The organism is Streptomyces sp. NBC_01304, assembly GCF_035975855.1.
Lineage (GTDB): Bacteria > Actinomycetota > Actinomycetes > Streptomycetales > Streptomycetaceae > Streptomyces.
This window is the reverse complement of sequence record NZ_CP109055.1, coordinates 4,686,306-4,707,722: the sequence shown is the minus strand read 5'-3', so window position 1 is coordinate 4,707,722 and position 21,417 is coordinate 4,686,306. Positions and strand designations below refer to the sequence as shown.

18 protein-coding genes are annotated in these 21,417 nt (G+C 68.7%); 15 read left to right on the top strand and 3 right to left on the bottom strand.

Going from position 1 to position 21,417, the window contains the following annotated elements; genetic code table 11:
• Nucleotides 1–20: 20 nt before the first annotated feature.
• Nucleotides 21–497, bottom strand: coding sequence for a pyridoxamine 5'-phosphate oxidase family protein (locus OG430_RS20520; RefSeq protein WP_327354009.1), 477 nt, complete (start codon nucleotides 495–497; stop codon nucleotides 21–23).
• Nucleotides 498–634: 137 nt separating this feature from the next.
• Here OG430_RS20520 and OG430_RS20515 point away from each other — a divergent pair, with 137 nt between their 5' ends.
• From OG430_RS20515 to OG430_RS20500, 4 genes are all read left to right on the top strand, one after another.
• Nucleotides 635–1,435, top strand: coding sequence for a class II aldolase/adducin family protein (locus tag OG430_RS20515; RefSeq protein ID WP_327354008.1), 801 nt, complete (start codon nucleotides 635–637; stop codon nucleotides 1,433–1,435).
• A gap of 17 nt (nucleotides 1,436–1,452) precedes the next feature.
• A complete protein-coding gene (locus OG430_RS20510) occupies nucleotides 1,453–2,562 on the top strand; it encodes a hypothetical protein (RefSeq protein ID WP_327354007.1) in 1,110 nt (369 codons plus the stop codon).
• Between the two features lie 173 nt (nucleotides 2,563–2,735).
• The gene (locus OG430_RS20505) at nucleotides 2,736–4,001 is read left to right on the top strand and encodes a hypothetical protein (protein ID WP_327354006.1); all 1,266 of its coding nucleotides are present in this window, start codon (nucleotides 2,736–2,738) and stop codon (nucleotides 3,999–4,001) included.
• Between the two features lie 107 nt (nucleotides 4,002–4,108).
• The gene (locus OG430_RS20500) at nucleotides 4,109–4,627 is read left to right on the top strand and encodes a DoxX family protein (RefSeq protein ID WP_327354005.1); all 519 of its coding nucleotides are present in this window, start codon (nucleotides 4,109–4,111) and stop codon (nucleotides 4,625–4,627) included.
• Nucleotides 4,628–4,783: 156 nt separating this feature from the next.
• Here OG430_RS20500 and OG430_RS20495 read toward each other — a convergent pair whose 3' ends face one another.
• Nucleotides 4,784–6,013: a PspC domain-containing protein gene (locus tag OG430_RS20495; protein WP_442816725.1), complete on the bottom strand. Its 1,230-nt coding sequence runs from the start codon at nucleotides 6,011–6,013 to the stop codon at nucleotides 4,784–4,786.
• Between OG430_RS20495 and OG430_RS49480 the strand changes: the two genes are divergently transcribed.
• The 7 genes from OG430_RS49480 (at nucleotide 5,952) to OG430_RS20465 (ending at nucleotide 14,576) form a co-directional block, all read left to right on the top strand.
• The gene (locus OG430_RS49480) at nucleotides 5,952–6,080 is read left to right on the top strand and encodes a twin-arginine translocation signal domain-containing protein (protein WP_442816724.1); all 129 of its coding nucleotides are present in this window, start codon (nucleotides 5,952–5,954) and stop codon (nucleotides 6,078–6,080) included. The two genes, OG430_RS20495 and OG430_RS49480, sit on opposite strands and share 62 nt — an antisense overlap.
• Before the next feature lie 300 nt (nucleotides 6,081–6,380).
• Nucleotides 6,381–7,667 carry an ATP-binding protein gene (locus OG430_RS20490; protein WP_327354003.1) on the top strand — a complete coding sequence of 429 codons (1,287 nt, stop codon included), beginning with the start codon at nucleotides 6,381–6,383 and terminating at the stop codon, nucleotides 7,665–7,667.
• Nucleotides 7,664–8,389, top strand: a complete 726-nt coding sequence (locus OG430_RS20485; protein WP_327354002.1) for a response regulator transcription factor — start codon at nucleotides 7,664–7,666, stop codon at nucleotides 8,387–8,389. Before OG430_RS20490 ends, OG430_RS20485 begins: the two co-directional genes overlap by 4 nt.
• 61 nt (nucleotides 8,390–8,450) lie before the next feature.
• Nucleotides 8,451–9,704, top strand: coding sequence for an AAA family ATPase (locus tag OG430_RS20480; protein WP_327354001.1), 1,254 nt, complete (start codon nucleotides 8,451–8,453; stop codon nucleotides 9,702–9,704).
• Nucleotides 9,704–10,441 carry an RloB family protein gene (locus OG430_RS20475; RefSeq protein ID WP_327354000.1) on the top strand — a complete coding sequence of 246 codons (738 nt, stop codon included), beginning with the start codon at nucleotides 9,704–9,706 and terminating at the stop codon, nucleotides 10,439–10,441. Before OG430_RS20480 ends, OG430_RS20475 begins: the two co-directional genes overlap by 1 nt.
• A 126-nt stretch (nucleotides 10,442–10,567) precedes the next feature.
• Nucleotides 10,568–13,366 (top strand): type I restriction-modification system subunit M, encoded by a 2,799-nt coding sequence (locus tag OG430_RS20470; protein WP_327353999.1) that lies wholly within the window; start codon nucleotides 10,568–10,570, stop codon nucleotides 13,364–13,366.
• Nucleotides 13,359–14,576 carry a restriction endonuclease subunit S gene (locus tag OG430_RS20465; RefSeq protein WP_327353998.1) on the top strand — a complete coding sequence of 406 codons (1,218 nt, stop codon included), beginning with the start codon at nucleotides 13,359–13,361 and terminating at the stop codon, nucleotides 14,574–14,576. Before OG430_RS20470 ends, OG430_RS20465 begins: the two co-directional genes overlap by 8 nt.
• 2 nt (nucleotides 14,577–14,578) lie before the next feature.
• Here OG430_RS20465 and OG430_RS20460 read toward each other — a convergent pair whose 3' ends face one another.
• Nucleotides 14,579–15,004 carry an ATP-binding protein gene (locus tag OG430_RS20460; RefSeq protein ID WP_327353997.1) on the bottom strand — a complete coding sequence of 142 codons (426 nt, stop codon included), beginning with the start codon at nucleotides 15,002–15,004 and terminating at the stop codon, nucleotides 14,579–14,581.
• 134 nt (nucleotides 15,005–15,138) lie between these two features.
• Here OG430_RS20460 and OG430_RS20455 point away from each other — a divergent pair, with 134 nt between their 5' ends.
• From OG430_RS20455 to OG430_RS20440, 4 genes are all read left to right on the top strand, one after another.
• Nucleotides 15,139–15,957, top strand: a complete 819-nt coding sequence (locus tag OG430_RS20455; protein WP_327353996.1) for a helix-turn-helix domain-containing protein — start codon at nucleotides 15,139–15,141, stop codon at nucleotides 15,955–15,957.
• Nucleotides 15,954–16,157: a DUF397 domain-containing protein gene (locus OG430_RS20450; protein ID WP_327353995.1), complete on the top strand. Its 204-nt coding sequence runs from the start codon at nucleotides 15,954–15,956 to the stop codon at nucleotides 16,155–16,157. The genes OG430_RS20455 and OG430_RS20450 overlap by 4 nt, the downstream gene beginning before the upstream one ends.
• Before the next feature lie 344 nt (nucleotides 16,158–16,501).
• The gene (locus OG430_RS20445) at nucleotides 16,502–17,467 is read left to right on the top strand and encodes a hypothetical protein (RefSeq protein ID WP_327353994.1); all 966 of its coding nucleotides are present in this window, start codon (nucleotides 16,502–16,504) and stop codon (nucleotides 17,465–17,467) included.
• Nucleotides 17,468–17,590: 123 nt separating this feature from the next.
• The gene (locus OG430_RS20440; RefSeq protein ID WP_327353993.1) at nucleotides 17,591–21,385 is read left to right on the top strand and encodes a type I restriction endonuclease subunit R; all 3,795 of its coding nucleotides are present in this window, start codon (nucleotides 17,591–17,593) and stop codon (nucleotides 21,383–21,385) included.
• Nucleotides 21,386–21,417 lie beyond the last annotated feature (32 nt).

The following is a 21,417-nucleotide window of genomic DNA, read 5'->3' as shown; positions in this document are numbered from 1 at the left end:
GCGCCTTCGGCTGCGTACGGCTACGACCTGCGGAACGAACGCACCTGCCGGCCCGGCTTCCAGAGGTCGACGACGATCTCGTTCGCCTCCAGGTACGTCCTGACCACCTCGGTCAGCTCCGTACGGAAGAGGTGGAAGGAGTCCGGGTCGGGCGGATCGACCACGCCCGTGTAGCGCGCCCGGACCTCCGGGTCGGTCACCTCGATCGCGCGGCCCGCGATGCGGGCGTCGCCGTCGGGCATGTCACCGCCGGCGCCCGGGTTGGCCATGATGCTGAAGCGAGGGTCGCGTTGCAGGTCGAGTGCCTTGGCCGAGCCCGGCATCATGCCGAGCCAGAACTCGCCTGCCAGGAAACGGACTTCGAGCCCCGTCAGACGCGGGGTGCCGTCCTTGCGGAGGGTCGCGAGGGTGTGGTGGGTGAAGGCGGTGAAGCGGTCTTCGACGGTCTTCGCGAGGGTCGGTTCGGCTGCGGTGAAGGCTTCCCAGTTGAACGACATGCGTTCAGTGTGGAGCGAATACCAGACACCTCCTGTCTGGATTCTTTCTGGATTCCCGAAGAATTCGGCGCGGTCGGCTCACTCTCTTCACAGCCTGGCTCTGTCCTCCTGTGCTACTCACAGGTACCTTCCGGTCCATGTCGACGCACGCGCCCGGCCAGCCCACGCCGATACCCACCGACCAGCTGCAGTTCTCCCTGCCGCCCGTCCACGAGTCGCTCGCCGACGAGCGGCGCCATCGCAAGGAGCGGCTTGCGGGGGCGCTGCGGCTCTTCGGGCGGTTCGGTTTCGAGGACGGCGTCTCGGGCCACATCACCGCGCGGGACCCGGAGTTCACTGACTGCTACTGGGTGAACCCCTTCGGGATGCCCTTCAAGCACATCACCGTGAGCGATCTGATCCTGGTCAACGGCGAGGGACAGGTCGTCCAGGGCCGCTCCCATGTGAACCAGGCCGCCTTCACGGTGCACGCGCAGGTGCACGCCGCGCGGCCGGACGTGGTCGCGGTGGCTCACTGTCACTCGCTGAAGGGCCGCGCCCTGTCCACGCTCGGCGAGCTGCTCGACCCGATCACCCAGGAGGCCTGCGCCTTCTACGCGGACCACGCGCTCTACAACTCCGTGACGGGCGTGGCCGTGGACGCCGAGGAGGGCCGCCGGATCGCGGACGCGCTCGGCGCCCACAAGGCCCTGATCCTGCGCAACCACGGGCTGCTCACCGTCGGCGACACGGTGGACGCGGCGGCCTGGTGGTTCCTCACCATGGAGCGCTCCTGCCAGGTGCAGCTGGACGCGCGGGCGGCCGGGCGGCCCATCCTGATCGACCACAAGCAGGCGGTCTCGATGCGGGAGCAACTCGGCAGCGATCTGGTCGCCTGGATCAGCTATCAGGCATTGTGGCAGGACATCAGCAGGGGGGAGCCGGACCTGCTGTCCTGAGCGGGAGTGTGCGTGCAATGGGTGGGGTGACGGGGGCGGACGGAACCCGGCCGGGCCGGGCGCGGACGATCGTGTCGGTCGTGGCCGGAGCGGTGTGCCTCATGGTGGCCGCGTTCCTGCTCGCGGTGGTGCAGCCGAGGTCCGAGGCCGAGGTGACGGACTTCCGGGCGGCCCGGGCGTGCCCGGCCGGGGAGCGCGGCGAGGACTGTCTGCGGTCGGGGCAGGCGACCGTCGAGGACAAGCGGGCGGAGCGCCGGAAGAAGTCCACCCGGTACTACCTCACCCTGCGGGAGGGCAGTGCGCCCGAGGCGGACGTCAGGCTGGACGACGACGATCCGGTGTACGGCTCCGTCGGTCCGGGTGACCGGGTGACGGTGGTGCGCTGGCGGGGAGAGATCCGCTACGTCGCCACCGCGGCCGGCGCGAGGCAGCGCACCCACGCCCACCCGGAGATCAACAGCAGTGTGGCCGGGGCCGTCGGGCTCGGCCTGCTGCCGTTCGGATCGGGTCTTCTTGCTCTCGCCTGGGCGACCCCGCGCTGGGCCGCGCGGACGCGGGTACGCCATCCCTGGCAGGCGGGGCTGCTCGGGGCCTGGATGGTGTTGGCGGCCCCGGTGTGGTTCCTGGCCGGGATCATGGTGCCCGAGGTGTTCGGCTCGCGCTGGACCGCCGCGGCCGTCGGGGCGCTCGCGTCCGTGCCGGTGGTGGCGCTCCTGCTGCCGCTCGTGCTGCGGTACCGGGACCGGCCCGAAGGCATCAAGGTCAAGCCCAAGTTCCTGCGGGGCACTGGCACGAAGACCTTCCCGGGGATCGTGCTCGGCGACGTTCCGTACGCGGCTGTCGACGCCCCCTACTCCGGCAACGTCCGGCGTCTGGTGGTCGGTCGGGGAGTCCTCGAGGCGACCTGCGCCCCGCCGGTCGGCGCCGAGACGCGCCAGGAGCTGCCGGGCGACCTGACGGTGCAGCGGGTGCGGCCGCCGTACCGGGACGATCCGCGCCAGGTGGCGGACGCGTACGACGTCGTGGAATGCCGTGACGGCGCCGGGCGGCAGGTGCTGATCGCGGCCGCGCGCAAGCATGTGCCGTTCATCGTAGGGGTGTTGGCTCCGGATGCCGTACGGCGCTGAAGTCAACGTACCGACCGGGCAATCACTCGCTCTGACCTGACGACCTGTATGTGAAGCCGTTGACATACGGCACAATTCCCTGTCTCTGCAAGGAAGTTCACGACTCGGTACACGATCAGGTACACGGCCCGATATGCGGCTGCGTACGGACGAGGGACGGACGGGGTTCGCGCGTGGCAGTGCAAGTGGCGAGACAGAGCGTGCACGGGGGCGGCTGCACCTGCGGCGACTGTCCGCACGGTGCGCGCGAGGGGCACCGGCGGGCCGTTGCCGAATTCAGCGCCAGGCGCGACGAGTTGGCGACCGGCGAGGGGCTGCCCGCCGCGCTCGCGCACTCCGCGGGCGCGTCCCGGCAGTGGGTGTCGGACGAGCTGACCCAGTCCGCGGCAGAAGTCGCGACACGCAGCCGCGCCGAGGGCGAGGCCTGGCTGCACCTCCTCTGGCGGCGCACCCTCCAGGTGCTCACCGGCGCGGTGGGCGCCCTGCTCCTGGTGCAGGCGCTGACCGCGATCGGGGCGGGCTGGACGGCCGCGCGCACCGCGGGGATGCTCGCCGCGCTCCTGGTCGGGGGCGCGCTCGCGGCGGTCGCGCAGCTGCACCGGGCACGGGGCGGGGTGCTCGCGCCGGTGATCGGGGAGGACAACCGTCTCTCCACCTCGCGCGCCGTGGCCGCCGGGTGGGTGCTGCTGGTCGTCTTCGCGGTGCTCGTACTGGCCTGGGAGCTGGCCTTCGCCTCCGGGCCCGGGGAGCGCGACGCGCTCATCGCGGGGCTCGAACTCGCGCGCGGGGCGGGGGTGTTGACCGTACTGGCCGTGGTGTGTGCGGTCGCCGTGCTGGTACGTCGCGTCGTCGCGCTGCGCGTACAGGGCCAGCGCCTGCAGAAGGTGCGCGCCGACCGGCCGCGCGCCGCCGATCTGCTCACCGACGACGCGGGCCGCGGCAACTTCGCCGATGCCCAGTACGCCCTCGTCAGCGCGGTCGCCGTGCTGTTCGCGGGGGTGCGCCTGGCCCGGCGGCCCGAGCAGCTGCCGGATCTGCCGTGGGGGCTCGCGCTCCTGGTCCTTGTCTCGGCGGCGACGTATGTGGCGGGGAAGTACGCCGAGGGCGGGCGGCCGGTGATCCTCTCCGTGGTGCGGGCCCGCGAGGCCGGGGACCTGGACGCGCCCATCCGGACCGGCGACGACATCGAGATCCGCGGGGCCGGCTTCGTACCGCCGGGGGCACAGACGCCCGACCGGCTCGCGCGGATGGTCGTGCGGATCGGGGCGGTGCACGTGCACGTCCCGCTGGTGCCGGTGCCGGGCGGATTCACCAACCCCACGGACGCGGTGCTGACCGTGCCGGTGCCGGTGGACGTGGAGCCCGGCCAGGTGGAGGTGCAGGTGGTGACCGCCGCGGGGGTGGAGAGCAACCGGGTCACGGTCGAGGTGATGGACTGAGCCGCGCGGCGCAGGATCGTGCCGCGTCTGTGGTGAGCAGGGCCGAACCGCTGTACGTATGGTCTGTTGAGGTCTGTTGACGGATCAATCGAAAGGTGGCGGGCACCATGGCGCACGGCATGCGGACCGACCCGTCCCGTACGGGTGCGGATGCGGCGGGCAGCTGGAAGGAGACCGCGTCCCGGTACGCGTTGCTGCCGCTGCGGATCTTCCTCGGGGTCACCTTCGTCTACGCGGGCCTCGACAAACTGACGGACTCCGCCTTCCTGTCCGCCTCGGGCACCGACTCGATCGGCGACATGATGCGCGGCCTGCGCGACTCCGCGGCCATTCCGGGGCTGATCGATCTGGCCCTGAAGAGCCCGGTCGGTTTCGGGTACGCCATCGCCTTCGGTGAACTCGCCGTGGGGATCGGCACGTTGCTCGGCCTCTTCGCCCGGATCGCCGCACTCGGCGGCGCCCTGATCAGCCTCAGCCTCTGGCTGACCTGGAGCTGGGGCGCCGACCCCTACTACTACGGCAACGACCTGCCCTATCTCATGGGTTGGCTGGCGCTGGTGCTCGGCGGGGCGTCCGTGTTCTCCCTCGACTCGTTGCTCCGCGAACGCCGCCGACGTACGCCGTAACCGGCCGCCGCCGCGACCACCGCGAGCGCCAGGCCGCCGGCGATCACCGGGATGCCCACCCACCACGACAGCCGCCAGGCGTCACTCGCGTCGCCCAGGTACAGGGCCGCGGCGGCCAGCAGCGTGACCCCTGTGACCAGCTTTCCGGGCTGGAAGTCATGACGCAGCACGGGTCACCTCCGCCTGTCCGATGCCCACTTCGACGCGCAGCTCGATCGTGCCGCCCGACTTGGTCCCCTCGGGTGGCGGGAAGGTGGCCCGGCGGCCCTGGTCCAGGTTGATGTCCACGTCGTTCTGCTTTCCGTCCGGCAGCCTGATGTCTCCGATGCCGACCTCCACGCGCAGCTTGAGCGTCGCGTTCTTCGGTACGACGACCTTGATGCGGCCCGCGCCCACCTCGGCGCGGATGTCCAGGGGCTTCTTGGGGTCGAGCGCGACCCCGCTCAGGTCCAGGGTGCCGATGCCCGTGCCGAGGTCGTACCGGTGCTGGACCTCGGCGACGGTCTTGGGCTTCCAGTCCGTACGGATCCACTCGGTGCTGATGTTCGCCGGGAGGGCCGCCGCGCAGACCAGGAGGGCCGAGGTGAGCACCGCGAGCACGATCGAGCCGGCGCCCGTGCGGCCCAGGAACGAGCTGATCAGGATGCCCAGGCCGAGCACCGCAAGCGCACAGGCCAGGCCCACCTGGAGGCTGGTGCCGAGCGAGGTGCCGCCCCAGTGGTCGCCCCAGGTCAGGCCGGTGCCCAGGCCGCCGGCGAGCAGCGTGGCCAGGAAGATCCAGCCGCCCAGCCAGCGGGGGCCGCGGGGCTTGTCCGGGGTGGCCTTGCGGGGGGCGGGGCGGGTGTCCTCGAAGGACAGGCCCGCCGCGCTCGGCGGGCCCCAGAGGTAGCCGGTGCCGCCCACGTGCGTGCCGTCCTTGACGATGCGGTCCCGCCACCAGGAGGGGCCGGTCGCGGCGGGCGGGGGCTGGGCCTCGGGGGGCGCGGCCTCCACCGTCTGGGCGGTCACCGGGTCGGGGTCCACCGCGGTGCGCTGCTGCGACCAGTAGCCGGTGCCGGCGAGGAGCAGGGTCAGGACGGTGGCGAAGGTGAGGACGCCGCCGTTGTTCAGCATCGACAGGAGGGCGCCGCAGCCGATCAGGGCGAGCAGGATCGCGGTGAGTGCGGCTCCGGAGACGCGGCCCGTGAGCAGCTTGCGGGCCTCGCTCTCGTCCTCGTCGTCCAGGGGGAGGGCGAGCCAGGCGAAGCCGTAGAAGATCAGGCCCAGGCCGCCGGTGATCGCTAGTACCGCGAGGGTTACGCGGTAGATCACCGGGTCCATGTCGGTGTGCCGGCCCAGGCCGGCGCAGACTCCGCCCAGGGTTTTGTGGCGCCGGTCGCGGCGCAGCTTCCTGGGTGGGGCCTCCGCTTCCGCTTCCGCGGTGGGGGTCTGGTCTGTCATGTGTCCATGGTGACCGTGTTCTGGTGCTCAGGGCAGGTGGGGCGACCCTGGTCGGTCCCTGATATCGCCCCTGACGGGGCGGACTTTTCCCCTCCCCGCCCCTTCCCGTAAGACTGCCGTCGGCTTCAACGACTGTCACTGATGTCCTCAAACGCCGGACGGGCTGATTTATCAGCCCGTCCGGCGTTTGAGGCCCGCGGCGGAGCCGCAAATGTCACTGTCGGGAAGGGGCGGGGCGGGGAGAAGGAAGATCAGGGGCGCCTAGGGGCCAGACCCTGATGTCCCGGGGCCACGCCCGTGTGAGGATCGACGCATGCCAGCCGCAGCCGTCCAACCCGAAGCACCCCAGCCGCTGCGCAAGCTCTACCGAAGCGGCGAAGGACGCCTGCTCGGGGGAGTCGCGCGCGGGCTCGCCGGGCATCTCGGGCTGCCCGTGATCTGGGTGCGGCTCGTCTTCATCGGGCTGTTCATGGCCAACGGCCTGGGCGCACTCCTCTACGCCGCGTTCTGGTTCTTCGTCCCGCTGGGCGTCGGCGGCGTGGGCGCCGAGCGCCCGCACACCGTCACCACGGAGACGGGCGCCGACGGTCGGCGCAAGCTCGTCGTGCGCAAGGTCGACAAGGGCCAGCTCCTCGCGTTCGTCGCGATGGTCTCCGTGGCCATGGTCTTCGTGAGCACGGTCGACATCAGCAACTCCGCCCGCGCGTACCTGTGGCCGACCCTCCTGGTCGGCGCGGGCGTCGCCCTGGTGTGGCGGCAGGCGGACAACGCCCGCAGGGCCCGCTGGATGGCGGTCGGACGGCGACGCAGGACCCTGCAGCTCGCCCGGGCCGCGGCGGGCGTCGTCCTGGTGGGTGCCGGCGTCACCGGCATCTTCGTGCTGCAGGGCTCGGTCCAGGACCTCGGCTCCGTGCTGCAGGCCGCGCTCGCCGTGTTCGTCGGGATCGCGCTGCTCGCGGGCCCCTATCTGGTGCGGATGACCCAGGACCTGTCCGAGGAGCGGCTCATGCGCATCCGCGCCCAGGAACGCGCCGAGGTCGCCGCCCATGTCCATGACTCGGTGCTGCACACCCTGACCCTGATCCAGCGCAACGCGGAGAACGTGAACGAGGTGCGCCGCCTCGCCCGCGCCCAGGAGCGCGACCTGCGCACCTGGCTCTACAAGCCGGAGGGCACCGGCAAGGAAGAGGGCGAGGAGCCGGACACCCTGGCCGACGCGGTGCGCAAGGCGGCGGCCGAGGTCGAGGACAAGCACGGGGTGCCCATCGAGGTCGTGGTGGTCGGCGACTGCCCGCTCGACGAGAAGCTGACCGCACAGATGCAGGCCGCGCGGGAAGCAATGGTGAACGCCGCCAAGTACGGTGGCGAGGGCGGCGCTGTGCAGGTTTTCGCCGAGGTCGAGGGCACCACAGTCTTTGTGTCGGTACGCGACCGGGGTCCGGGCTTCGATCTGGACTCCGTCCCCGCGGACCGGATGGGCGTACGGGAATCGATCATCGGCCGGATGCAGCGTCACGGCGGTACGGCGCGACTGCGTGCGGTGCCCGACGGCGGCACGGAAGTCGAGCTGGAGATGGAGAGGGCGGAGAAGACGTCATGAGTGACGAGACGACTGAGGCGACGGGCGCTGCGGAGTCCGGCGGGGCCGACGGCGGGAGCGGGCGGCGGGTGCGTGTCGTGCTCGTCGACGACCACCGGATGTTCCGCACCGGGGTGCAGGCGGAGATCGGCCGGACCGAGGTCACCGGCGTCGAGGTGGTCGGCGAGGCCGCGGACGTCGACCAGGCGGTCACGGTCATCACGGCCACCCGGCCCGAGGTCGTCCTGCTCGATGTGCACCTCCCGGGCGGCGGCGGCGTCGAGGTGCTGCGCCGCAGCGCCTCGATGATGGGCGACGCCGAAAACCCGGTCCGCTTCCTCGCGTTGTCGGTCTCCGACGCCGCCGAGGACGTCATCGGGGTCATCCGGGGCGGCGCGCGCGGCTATGTCACCAAGACCATCACGGGGACGGACCTCGTCGACTCGATCTTCCGTGTGCAGGACGGGGACGCCGTCTTCTCGCCGCGCCTGGCCGGTTTCGTCCTCGATGCCTTCGCCTCGACGGACGCGCCGCCGGTGGACGAGGACCTGGACCGCCTCACGCAGCGCGAGCGCGAGGTGCTGCGGCTCATCGCCCGCGGCTATGCGTACAAGGAGATCGCCAAGCAGCTGTTCATCTCGGTGAAGACGGTCGAGTCCCATGTGTCGGCCGTACTGCGGAAGTTGCAGCTGTCGAACCGGCATGAGCTGACTCGGTGGGCTACGGCTCGACGGCTGGTCTGACCGTCCGGCAGGCGCATTTGCGATCACACGGATACCCTGTGCGCGACGAGAGGAGGACGGCATGCTGCTGAGCTTTCGCACGGCCAACGTGCGATCCCTGCGCGACGAGCAGGAGCTGTCCTTCACGGTGCCGTCCGACGCGAAGTCCGACAATGCGCGCCCTCTTGAACTGTCCGACGGCAAGACCTTGCAGGTGTATCCCGTCCTGGGGGTGTTCGGCGCCAACGCGTCGGGCAAGTCCAATGTCATCTTCGCTCTGCAGAAGATGAAGGAGGCGGTCGTCAACTCGTACGGCCGCTGGACGTCCTACGAGGGCATCCCCCGTGAGGAGTTCGCGCTCGACTCGAAGATGGCCGCCGAGTCCTCATTCTTCGAAGCTGACTTCGTCCTCGACGACGGTGTGCGGTGGACGTACGGGTTCGAACTCGGTGCCCGACGGGTGGAGTCGGAGTGGCTGCACTGCTACCCCAAGGGACGCCGTCAGGTGTGGCTGGACCGTGACGCCGCGCGCCCGACCGTCTTCGAGTTTCCTGGCGACCGCGTCCAGGATCGCGCGCTGCTCGCCCGCACCACCCGCTCCGACGCACTCCTGCTCAGCCGCGCGGCCAACGACAATCACCCGCAACTCACGCGCATCTACGACTGGTTCAAGAAGAACCTCTACGACGTCACACCGGAGACGGAGCGCCCTCATCGGGAGCGCTACACCGCCAGGTTGCTCCTCGACGAGAAGTCGCGGGACCGGATCGAGGAACTGCTGCGCGTAGCCGACCTGGGTATTCGTGGTGCCACGGTGGAGCAGCGGCCGGGCGAGGCGCCGAAGGTCAGCCTGCTCCACGGCGACGACACCGGGACACCCGTCGCCCTCGACTGGCAGCGTGAGTCCTTCGGTACCCGTTCGTGGTTCGCCTTGATCGGCCCGCTGTTGCTCGCACTGGACACCGGCGGTGTGCTGCTGATCGACGAGTTGGACTCCAGCCTCCATCCGCGGTTCGCCGCCGAGGTCCTACGCCTCTTCCAGGCGCCTTGGGTGAACACGAAGAACGCCCAGCTGGTTTTCACCTCGCACGCCCCTTCCCTCCTGAGCGTTCCCCGAGGCGGCCGTCCGCTGGAGCCGGGCCAGATCTGGCTCACGGAGAAGGACGACTCGGGCGCCACCGAGCTCTATCCGCTCAGCGATGTGGAGCCGGGGCCCGAAGAGGATCTGACGGACTCCTATCTCGCTGGGGCCTTTGGCGGAGTGCCGGACATGACGCAGGGCGAGATCGGACGGAAGCTGCTGGAGACAAGGGCGCGGGAGGCGGGGGGTTCCTGATGGCGAGGACCAGGGGGAAGGACAGTCCGGAACGTTCGAAGGGCCCGCACGGCAAGGTACGCCCTCGCGAGGTGTTCGTCTTCACTGAGGGCAAGGTCACGGAGCCGCAGTTCTTCAGGTACGTGCACAAACACGGCAAGCGTGAACCGGGCCGCGAGGTCACCTACTTCCTGGAAAACGCAACGGCCCCGTCCGCGGACCGCAAGCCGCTGACGCTGGTGGAGGCGGCAATCGCGAAGATCCGCCCTGTCGAGCGCGCGGCGCGCAAGGCCGGCCTGCGCAAGGGCGACGACGACGGCAAGGGCAGGGACTGGAACTGGCCCCAGGTCTGGTGCCTGTTCGACCGGGACAGCCACGAGGACATCCCGAGGGCATTCGCCGACGCCCACAGGGCGGGTGTGCAGGTGGCCTTTTCCCACCCGTGTTTCGAGCTGTGGCGGCTGCTGCACTACCAGAACTACACCGGTAGGTTCGGCGAGGAGCGCTGTGGCGGCGCGGCAGAGCGCCTGCGCGGGCAGCAGGGCTTCGCCCAGACCTACGGCCCCACGATCAAGACCGTCTCGCGCGAGCTCGCGAAGCACGTCATGCCCGGCCAGATCGAGGGACGCTACGAGAGGGCCCGCAGGTTCGCCCAGCGGCTGAACGAGCAGCACTCTCACCCCGACCAGACCCACTGGGACCCGTACACGGACGTATGGCGTTTCATCGAGGACGGCCTGCTCGTCACCTCGTACTGACCGTCGTGAGGTGACTGCTCACCGAGCACGGCGGTCAGGCGGAAGGTCATCCCCAGGGTGTGCGAAGCCGTAGGCTTCCCGGTGCAAACGAACCGGACGAACAGCCACCCCAGGGGAGTGCCGCACGTGGCCAAGCTCACGCTCGCGCAGCTGGAACGCCATCTCTTCGCGGCGGCGGACATCCTGCGCGGCACGATGGACGCCGCCGAGTACCGCGACTTCATCTTCGTGCTGCTCTTCCTGAAGCGGATCAACGACGAGTTTGAGGTCGCCCGGAAGGAGATCATCGCGGAGCGCCTCAAGGCGGGCGACTCCCAGCAGGAGGCCGAGGAGGAAGCGGAGAAGTTCGCGGACTATCGGCGGCGCGGTGTCATCTTCGTCCCGGCCGGCGCCCGCTGGCAGAAGCTGGCCGATGCCAGGGACAACGTGGCCATGGAGGCTCTCCAGCCCGCCCTCGACGCGCTGGAGCAGCAGAAGGGCAACACCGAGCTGCAGGGCCTGTTCAGCCACGTCAACTTCAACCGGATCGGCGGCGGTGGCGCGGGCCGAAAATCCGCTGCCGAAATGGCCGATCAACGGCTGCGCGCGCTGATCGACCACTTCGGGGGCCTCCGGCTGCGCGGCGAGGACTTTGAGTTCCCCGACATGATCGGCGCAGCTTACGAGTACCTGATCAAGGACTTCGCCGACTCGGCAGGCAGCAAAGGTGGCGAGTTCTACACCCCACGTGCGGTCGTCCGCATGATGGTCGAACTCGCCCGCCCGCGCGACGGCATGCGGATCTACGACCCCTGCGTCGGCTCGGGCGGCATGCTCATCCACGCCATGGAGTACGTCGACGAGCACGGCGGGGAATCCAAGGACCTCGGACTCGCCGGGCAGGACGCCAACAGCGGTTCATGGGTCATGGCCACCATGAACATGCTCTTCCACGGCGCCAAGAACTTCTCCCTCATGACCGGCGACACCCTCACCAACCCGCTCCACCCCGAGGCGGACTTCGACCTGGTGCTCAGCAATCCGCCGTTCTCCATGGACTACAAGCAGGGCGAGGTTCCTCACCTGCTGACGCGGATGCCGCACGGTCAGACGTCCGAGCGCGGCAAGGCCGACCTGATGTTCCTCCAGCACATGCTGCACATGGTGAAGCTCAAGCGCGGGCAGGTCTTCACCGTCATGCCGCACGGTGTGCTGTTCCGCGGCGGCGAGGAGCGCACCATCCGCGCGGACCTGCTGAGGCTCGACTTCATCGAGGCCGTCATTGGCCTCGCGCCCAACCTCTTCTACGGCACCGGCATCCCCGCGTGCGTCGTCGTGCTGCGGGATCCGAGCAAGAAGAGCAAGTGGCAGCGCGGAAAGGTCCTGTTCATCAACGCCGACCGCGAGTTCCATGCGGAGCGCGCGCAGAACGTACTCCTCCCCGAACACGTCGAGAAAATCGTCTCCACGTTCCACGCCTTCCGCGACGACGAGGACTTCGAGGGCGTCGACGGTTTCGCGAAGGTGGTCGAGCGCTCCGAACTGGAGGGCAACGACTGCAACTTCAACATTCGCCGGTACGTCGACAACACCCCGCCGCCCGAGCCGCAGGACGTACGGGCTCATCTTGTGGGCGGCGTTCCGGTCGCCGAGATCGAAGCGAAGAAGCCGCTGCTTGACGCGTATGGCATTGAGGTGCCGGATCTGTTCGTGGTGCGCGAGGACGATCCGCAGTACGTGGATTTCCTGCCCGAGGACGTACGGCCGGACGCGGCCCGGATTGCGGAACTCGCGCACGGCCGGGAGTCCGACCTGTGGGCTGCCTTCGAGGAGTGGTGGTCCGACGAGACCGAGAAGATCGCGGCGATCGTCCCGGCGGCGGATGGGGACGACGACCGCACGGAACACGAACGCAAGGCCCAACTAGCCCGACTGCGCGCCGACTTGATCAGTTCCTTCCGTGAGCGTCTACTCGACGTGGGCCTCCTGGACCGGTACGCGCTGGCCGGCGCGGTCGCCGGGTGGTGGCACGACGCGAAGAACGAACTCAAGGCACTCTCCGTGAACGGCTTCAAGGGCGTGGTGGACGGCTGGGTCGAGACGGTCGAGATCCTGCTCGCCGCCGAGCCCGACCCGCGCACGGGTGGTGCGCGTGACCGTACGGCGGCGGAGCGGCGCCAGGCGTATGACCACAAGGTGGTCGCGGCGATCGCTCCCGGGTTCCTGTCGGACTTGGCCGCGGCGGATCGGACGTTCGCCGATCTGGACGCGCAGATCAAGGCAGGGCTTGAGGCGGAGGCGGCGGTGGCTGCGGCGCGGAAGGGGTTGGGGGAGGGCGACGAGGATGCCGAGTCTGAGTCTGCGTCGGACTCCGGGTCTGGCTCCGACGCGAACTCCGGATCGGGCTCGGGTGAGGTGGATCCGGCGCTGATCGAGGCGTTGCTCACCGAGACCCAGATGCGCGACTTGAAGAAGCGGCGCACTGCGGCGAAGAAGAAGATCGAGGAGATCGAGGACGCGTTCTGGCCGGTGCCGGGGGTGCGGCGGCGGGCGGAGGAGGCGGCAGCCCGGGTGGCGAAGAAGACGAAGACGTCCGCGCCTTCGCCTTCGTCTCCCGCCTCGAGCCCTGTCGGTGAGCAGGGTTCTCTGCTGGATCTTCCGGCTCCGGCTGTGCCCGTGGCTGCTGCGGAGCAGGAGGCGGGCCTCAAACGGGTACGCCGGGAACTGGCTGAGCGTTCGGGCGAGCGCGAGGTGGTGCTGGCCATCCTGCGGGCGGACCTCGCGGGCAAGCTGGGTGGGCATGTGGTGCGCTGGCAACGGGAGTTGGCTCAGTCGTACGAGTTGTGGGAGGGAAAGTACCGGGTTTCGCTGCGGGATATCGAGCAGCAACGAGATGCGGCTGCGGGTGTCTTGGGTGGGTTCCTGGAGGAGCTGGGGTATGCGTGAGATGCCTGCTGATTGGACTGTGTCGACAGTTAGCGACTGCTTTGAGATGACCTTGGGGAAGATGCTAAACCAGGGGGCATCGAGCGGTCGAGACCAGCGCCAGTACCTGACCAATCGCAACGTCCAATGGGGTCGTTTCGAGCTCGATGATCTAGAAGTGATGCACTTTTCGGAGGAAGAACGGCGTACGTACTCGCTCAGGCCTGGTGACCTTCTTGTGACTGAAGGCGGTGAGATTGGCCGTACGGCGATGTGGAACGGTGAGCTGGCGGATTGCTACTTTCAGAAGTCACTGCACCGCTTGCGGGCCATCGGCCCGATGATCCCTGGCTACATGGCGAATTACATGGAGTTCTCCGCACGCCGCGGACTATTCAGTCATCTTGCCGGGCAAACGAGTATCGCCCACTTGACCAAAGAGAAATTGGGAAGTTGGACGGTTGTCTACCCGTGCCGTACTGAGGAGCAGCGGGCAATCGTGGCAGTACTCGACGCTGTCGCCGACGAAGAGCGGGCCATCGAGGCGTCGATCGCGAAGCTGCGCACGGTCCGACGGGGCGCCCAGATGTCGCTCATGTCATCTATTCGACACTCTCATGCTCCGCTGCGCACCGTGATTCGAGGAATTGACTCTGGGTGGAGCCCAATTTGCGAGCCACACGCCCCTGGTGCAGCCGAATGGGGCGTTCTGGGCCTTGGAGCGGTCACCTCGGGGCAGTTCCAGGTAGACCAAGCGAAGCGCCTGCCACAAGGACTTTCACCTCGGGCGGATTTGGAGGTGGGGCCAGGAGACGTTTTGATCGCTAGGGCGAACGGATCGAAGCGTTTGGTGGGAGCCGGATGTGTTGTCCCTGTCAATGTCCGGAAGAGGCTGATGTTGTCGGACCTTATCTATCGACTGAATCCCGATCGGTCGTTCCTTGAGCCGAATTTTCTCGGATTGCTCATTACTGCTCCGCCATTTCGGCGACAGGTCGAGTCTGCGATGCGAAGTACCAGCGGACAGTTCAAAATCTCCAAGGGAGACATGCTGGACTTTCAAGTCCCGCTGATCTCGCTGGTGGAGCAACGCGACATCGTCTCAACTATGGCCGCCTTCGACAGCCGGATCGACCAGGAGCGGGCTCAGCTGGCCAAGCTGCGGAGGCTCAAGCAGGGTCTCACCGACGACTTGCTCTCTGGGAAGGTGCGGGTCAAGGATCTCGCGTAGGCCTACGGGGAAAGCCGGAGCTCGAACCACACCGTCTTGCCGACGCCGCACTCCCTGCGCTCCGCGCCCCAGTCGTCCGCCAGCGCGGAGACCAGGGCCAGGCCTCGGCCCGACTCCTCGTCCAGGGACGGATCCCGGGGTACGGGGAGCTCCGAGCTCGCGTCTGTGACCGAGACGCGCAGACGGTCCGGCGAGAGCACCACGCGTGCCCAGATCTCGCGCCCGGGCACCTTCGCGTGCCAGTACGCGTTTGTCATCAGCTCGCTGAGCAGCAGTTCCGCCGCTTCGGTGAGCGGAGTCGGCAGGCCCCACGAACCCGCCTGCTCTCGCAGCAGCGTTCGAGCCCGACCCACACTGCGGGCATGACGAGGAAGGTGCCACTCGATGTCGAGGAGAGCGGATGCGGGAACGCCAGGAAGTACGGGCATGTGCAGGTCCTTGAGGGCTGAGTTTCGTCAACTGCCGAGCTCAGCCTGGCCTCACGCCCGTACGCTTCAGGAGTAACGGTGCGGGTACAAAGGGTGGTTGTACCCGCCGTGTACCCGCCAGGGAGGCCGCCACCATGACCGAGGTGAACGCCCAGCAGCCGCCGATCGCCTGGCGGTACTGCGGTAGTCAGATCAAGCTCTCTCGGACCGAGAAGGGCATCAGCCGGCAGACTCTCGCGGATGAGGCAAGTTACGACTACGAGTACGTCAAGTCGATGGAGAACGGGCGGCGACGGCCCACCCTGAGGCTGCTTCAGGCCGCTGATCAACTGTGTGGCGCCAAAGGCAAGTTGGTCGCCGCACATGAGTACATGAAGCCTGAGCCCTTTCCCGCCCGTTCACAGGAGTACATGGCTGTTGAGGCTGAGGCCATCGCGGTGCATCACTATGCGCTCGGGCTGGTTCCCGGCTTGCTGCAGACCAAGGGCTATGCGGAGGCGCTGATCGGTGACGGCTGTCCGCCCTTGGATGACGAGACGGTGGCAGAGCGGGTGGCGGCGCGTTTGCGTCGACAGGAGGCGCTGACGCGACGGGCAAGCGTGGTGTTCAGCTTTGTCGTCTACGAGGCTGCGCTGCGCTCGATGGTCGGTAACTGTGAGGTCATGCGGCAGCAGTTGGAGCATCTGCTGGCGATGAGCGTGCTCCGGAACGTATCTGTACAAGCCCTACCTGTCGGACGGTGCAGCGGGGTCGCCCTGCTTGGGTCCCTGGTCATGCTGGAGACGGCTGATCACCAGCACTACGGATACGTGGAGGGGCACGAGACGAGCGTGCTCTACTCTGACGCGGCCAAGGTCAGTGCGCTGGCGGCCCGTCATGCGATGATCCGTACGCACGCGCTCAGTGTTGAGGAGTCGACGGCGTTCATCAGGAAGGTGGCCCAGGAGCTATGAGCGACACGCGGCTCGTGTGGTTCAAGTCGAGCTACAGCGACGACCAAGGCGCCGAATGCCTAGAAGTCGCCCTCACCCCCCGAACCACCCACATCCGAGACTCGAAGCTCAACCCCCGAAGCCCGAGCTTCGAAGTCCCCGTCGACGCCTGGTCCGCCTTCGTCGCGTACGCCAGCACCGCACCGCGTACCGACGTCTGAGCCCCGGGCTTCGGGCCCCAAGATCCGAGCCGCGTTTGCAGGGAAGGGGGTTGGTAAATCAACCACCCCTACCAAACCGCCGTGCGCTCAACTCCCGCTCAGCGCACCGCATATGACTTTTCGTGACCGACTTGCCACGCAACGTCGCCACCGTTTAGCGTTCGCAGCAACAAACGACCCCGGCAGGTGCTAGCAACACCAGGCCGGGGTCTCAACCTCAAGATCGAATCGAGCTCGATCTCATGGCATACGAAGACTCTAACGCGCCCCTGCCCGCGCCCGCACACCCCATGGCGAACCCCGGCTACGGAAAGCGTTCCGTCCCCGGTCAAGGATCGGAGCAGGTGGCGGATTTCGGCCAACTTCCCGACCGTGCGGCGTATGTCGCCGCTTTCATCGACGACCTTCCCGAAGGTGCCGCGATGGACGCGAAGACGCTCGCCGAAACCAATCCCCGCTACGGCCAGCAGGCCGTCCGCAGCGCACTCAACGAGCTGTCGCGGGCCGGTTATCTGCGCCGCGTACGGGGATTGAGTAGATCCGCGGACGGCGGGTTCCGGTGGGTCACCCGGACCCTGTGGTCCCGTACCGCACATGACGACGAATGGTGGCTCGAGCGGCTGCAGGGCGACGTCCCGGAGGCGCGCCCCTCCGTCGTGCTGGCTCCCGCTCACGAGCTCAGGACCCGTGCACGGCACCCGACAGGCGCCGCAGCCCCCACCCCCGTACCCCCGAAGCCGGGTCAGTCACGCCTGCCATGGCCAGCGGATGCGCCGCAGCCGACACATCAGGCACACCGCGCGTCCGCCTACGTGGCCCTCGCGCAACTTGCCGGGCACGCGCCGCAGTTGACGCTCTCTGCAGCCGACTGTTCCGCCCTCGCCGACCTGGCCGCCGAATGGCTGGCCCGAGGCGTGACAACCGCCCACCTCACCCGAGCCCTCACCGTCGACCTCCCCGACCCCGTCCGCGCCCCCCGCGCCTTCGTACGCCATCGCCTGCTCGACAAGCTGCCACCCGAGCCTGTGACGCTGGCGGCCAGGTCCGCGACGCACACCATCCGCGCGATCTTGGAGTGCACCGAGTGCGGTGTCCCCGGCAGGCCCGAGGCGCTTCCCGAAGGCCTCTGCCGCGGCTGTCGCGGGACGGTCCCACGCGGTGGCGAGCCCGGCGGGCACTGCGCCCCCGACGTACGTGCCCCTGATCTGCGAGCCCCGGACGTACCTGCCCCCGACGTCCACGCCCACGCCACCCGACTACGCGCCACCCTCGCCATCCGACCCGCCGCACCACAGCCACATCAGGCCTGAACTCCTCTTACCCGTACCACTCCTGTCCTGCACGGCGCAGAATGGAGCAGAGATCGAACAGGCCGCAGGCGCCGAACGAGGGTTGGCCCGGGCCAGGTGGCGAACGGGGAGAGGCGCGGGCGCATGGTGCGGCGTGAGGCGGAGCGGGACGAGGTCGAGCGGCCCTTCATCGAGCAGCTCAAGTCGATGGGATGGCGGCACGTCCACGGCCCCGACCTGGCGGGTCCGCAGGACGAGCGGGCCCCAGGTGACGTGCTGCTCGCCAAGCGCCTCAAGTCGGCGCTCAAAAGGGTCAACCGGGTCCGCGGAACCGGCGAGCAGTGGATGAGCGAGGCGGACGCCGACAGCGCGCTCGACGCGCTGCGTCGCACGGCCCGTAGCGTCGGCTCGCGGCAGCTGAAAGACGTCAACGGCCATGTCACCAGCCTGCTCCTGAGCGGCACACAGATGATCGGCCACGAAGTGCACCACCAGGGCAAGGACGTCCTGGCGCAGTACATCGACTGGGACATGGAAGGGCTCGACGACGCGGAGATCCTGGCCCGCAACGAGTTCCTCGTGGTCGATCAGCTGCGCGTGCGTCCGCCTGGCGGCGGCAAGGACGCGGTGCTTGATCTCGTGCTGTTCGTGAACGGCATTCCGGTCACCGTCGTTGAGTGCAAGAGCCCGGACCTCAAGGATCCGATCGGAGACGGGATCCGGGATCTGCGGGCGTACGCCGGTGTGCCGCTGGACAGCGACGACCGCAGCCCGGACGCACGGCCGGTCGGAGTCCCCGAATTGTTCGCGCCCGTACAGCTGTTGGTGGCGGCGAGCGGGGAGAGCGCCGCACTCGGCACCATCACCTCCGACGAGGACCACTTCGCGCCGTGGCGCAGTGTGACTCCCGACTATGAGGACAGCAAGGAACTGCTGCGTACGCTCCAGGCCACCCGTACGGACGCGGGGAAGCGGCTGCTCGCGGACGGGCAGGAGCTGACCGACCAGCACAAGCTCGTCGCGATCGTGCTCAAGCCTCGAAACCTGCTCAACATCGTGCGCCACTACGTCTTCGAGATGCCCGTGAAGACCAAGGAGGGCGAGCCGGCACGGACCGTGAAGGCGGTCTGCCGGCACCAGCAGTACCGTGCCGTCGAGAAGATCGTGCGCAAGCTTCGCACTGGACGTACGCTGCTCGATCCGGCGGCGGAGCAGGACGAGCGCGGCGGTGTCATCTGGCATACGCAGGGGTCGGGCAAGAGTTTGACCATGGCGTTCCTCGCCCGACGACTGCAGACCAGCCGTGACCCGGAGTTGAACCGCTTCACGATCCTGGTCGTCACTGACCGGAGGCAGTTGGAGAAGCAGCTGTCGGCCGCTCTTCGGTCCAGCGGCAGCACTATCCGTATCGCGAGATCGCAGACCGACGTCGAGGGCATGCTCAGCCGGGCGGGCAAGCCCGGTGGGCGTGCGGTGGTCTTCGCGATGATCCAGAAGTATCTGGGGCGGGTGCCGGGGCTCGTCGGCCAGGGCGCGGACGACGAGCGGGACTTGAGTGACGAGTTCGCCGAGGCCCAGGAGCGGCTTGCGGAGGTGGGCGGCGAGCAGGAAGCCGGGGACCCTGTGCCTGCCGAGGACGTGATCGAGGAGATCAGGCGGCGTTTCACGGAGTGCAGTACGTCGGAGCACGTGTTGGTGCTCGTGGACGAGGCGCATCGCTCGCACAGCTCCGTGCTGCACGCCTGTCTGCGGGACGCGGTGCCGAACGCCGCGCGGATCGGCTTCACCGGCACGCCGATCATGAAGGGACGGCTCAGCGACACCGGGCGGATCTTCGGCCTCGAACCGGACAACAAGTTTCTGGACGCCTACCTCATGGGCGAGGCGGAGCGGGACAAGGTCGTGGTGCCGGTGCGCTATGAGGGCCGAACCGGGCCCGCGGAGATACGTGACAAGGAGGGGGCGGACCGGAAGTTCGACGAGCTGATCGAGGAGGCGGACCGCAAGGCGCAGGAGCGCGCCGAGGACGATGAGACCGCGCAGGAGTCCGACGGTGACCCAGGACCGGATTCCGAGGGCCTGGGCGGGCAGCGGGACAGGCAGTTCGAGGACCTTGTGGCCCGGCTGCGTGCGGAGGGCCGGGCCCGGCTCCGCAGGAGCCTCACTCCGACCGCCCGGGACGTCGCCGAGTCGGCGCCCCTCATCCGGGCCAAGGCCGTGGACATGCTGGAGCACTACGTCACCGGTCCGCTGACCGGTGGCTTCAAGGCGCAGGTCGCCGCGGTCAGCCGGCGCGCGACCGTCACGTACGCGGCGATGCTGAGCGACGCCCGCGCCGAACTGCTCGGCCGAGTGCGCGAGTTCGACCCCGAGACGCTGCGGCACAAGAGTCTCGCGCAGTACTCGCGGGACGAGCTGGTGCTGCTGCGCGCTTGGCAGTACCAGGAGGTGCTGCGTCGGATCGAGTTCGTTCCGGTGATCTCGGCGGGTGAGGAGCAGAAGAGCGGAGCGTGGACGCAGTGGACCGATCCGCGGCGTCAGGAGGAGCACGTGGAGCGCTTCCTTGAGCCTTTGCCCGAGCTGCCGCCGGACAATCCGTGGATCGTGGAGCACACCCCGGAACCCGATCCGCTGCCCGGCGGCATGGTCGGCCTGAACCCGTGGAGTGACGACGAGGCTGACGCCGGCGCGGAGACCGCGGCCGGACGGGAGAAGCCGCCGATCGCCTTCCTCATCGTCAAGTCCATGCTCCTGACCGGATTCGACGCGCCCATCGAGCAGGTCCTCTACCTGGACCGTCCCATCCAGGACGCCGAGCTCCTGCAGGCCATCGCCCGGGTCAACCGGCCCCGCACCGCCAAACGGGAGGGCCTGGTCGTCGACTACTACGGCGTCCTCAACAACCTGGCGGTGACGCTCCCCGCGTACCGGGGCGACGGGCCCGCACTCAGCGCGGTCCGCAGCCTGGAGAGCGAGGTGCCCGAGATGCGGCGGACCGCCGCAGACCTGGAGGAGTACCTGACGGGCCTGGGAATCACAGGCCTCGACACGCCCGGTGGGATCGCGCGCGGCATGCTCGCGCTCGCGAACGACGGCGAGCGCGCCGAATTCGACCGGAAACTCGGCGAGTTCATGTCCGCCGTGGAGCGCGTACTGCCGCACCAGGCCGCACTGAGGCACGTGCCGAACGCCCGGCACTGGGTGGCGCTCCAGCGCCGGGTGCGCAGGCACTACCGGGACGCGCAGGGCGGGGACTTCTCGATGCGCGCGTACGGCCGCAAGGTACGGGCCATGGTCGCCGACCATCTGGACCTGCCGGAGCTCCAGCAGGTCATCGCCCCGGTGTCCCTGCTCGACCCGGACTTCGACGAGGCCGTGGGCCGCATCACCGACGTACGGGAATCGGCGGCCGAACAGGTGCAGGCCCTGCGCTACCACCTCGAGGAACGCCAGGAGCGTGAGCAGCGGCCCGTGTACCGGACGTTGTCGCAGGAGCTGGAACGCATCCTTGAGGAGTGCGAGGACCGCTGGGAGGAGATCAAGGAGCGTGTGGGGCCGCTCATCGACCGGGCGCGCAAGGCCGAGGAGGCCGATCCGGCCGTCGCCGACCTCACCCCGGCCGAGCAGGCCATCTACACCAAGCTCGTCGAGTACATGGAGGAACGGCCGGTCTTTGTGCCTCCGGAAGCCGAGCTGCTGCGGACGCTGACCGTCGAGGTCGCGGCGATCATCGCCCGTCATGTCAACCGGGCGTCGTGGTCCGCGGACGAGTCGAGCTCGGTGGATCTGGGGGTCGACCTCTACGGCTGTCTGCGGGATGGAGGACTGCGCACCACCAGCGGGTATGGACGGCAGTCGATCGAGGACCTCTCCAACGCACTCACCGGGTTCACACGGAGCCACGAAGCGTCGTTCAAGGCTTATGGGCGAGGGCAGTAGGGGAAGACGCGGACGGAGGCCGTAGGCCCGGT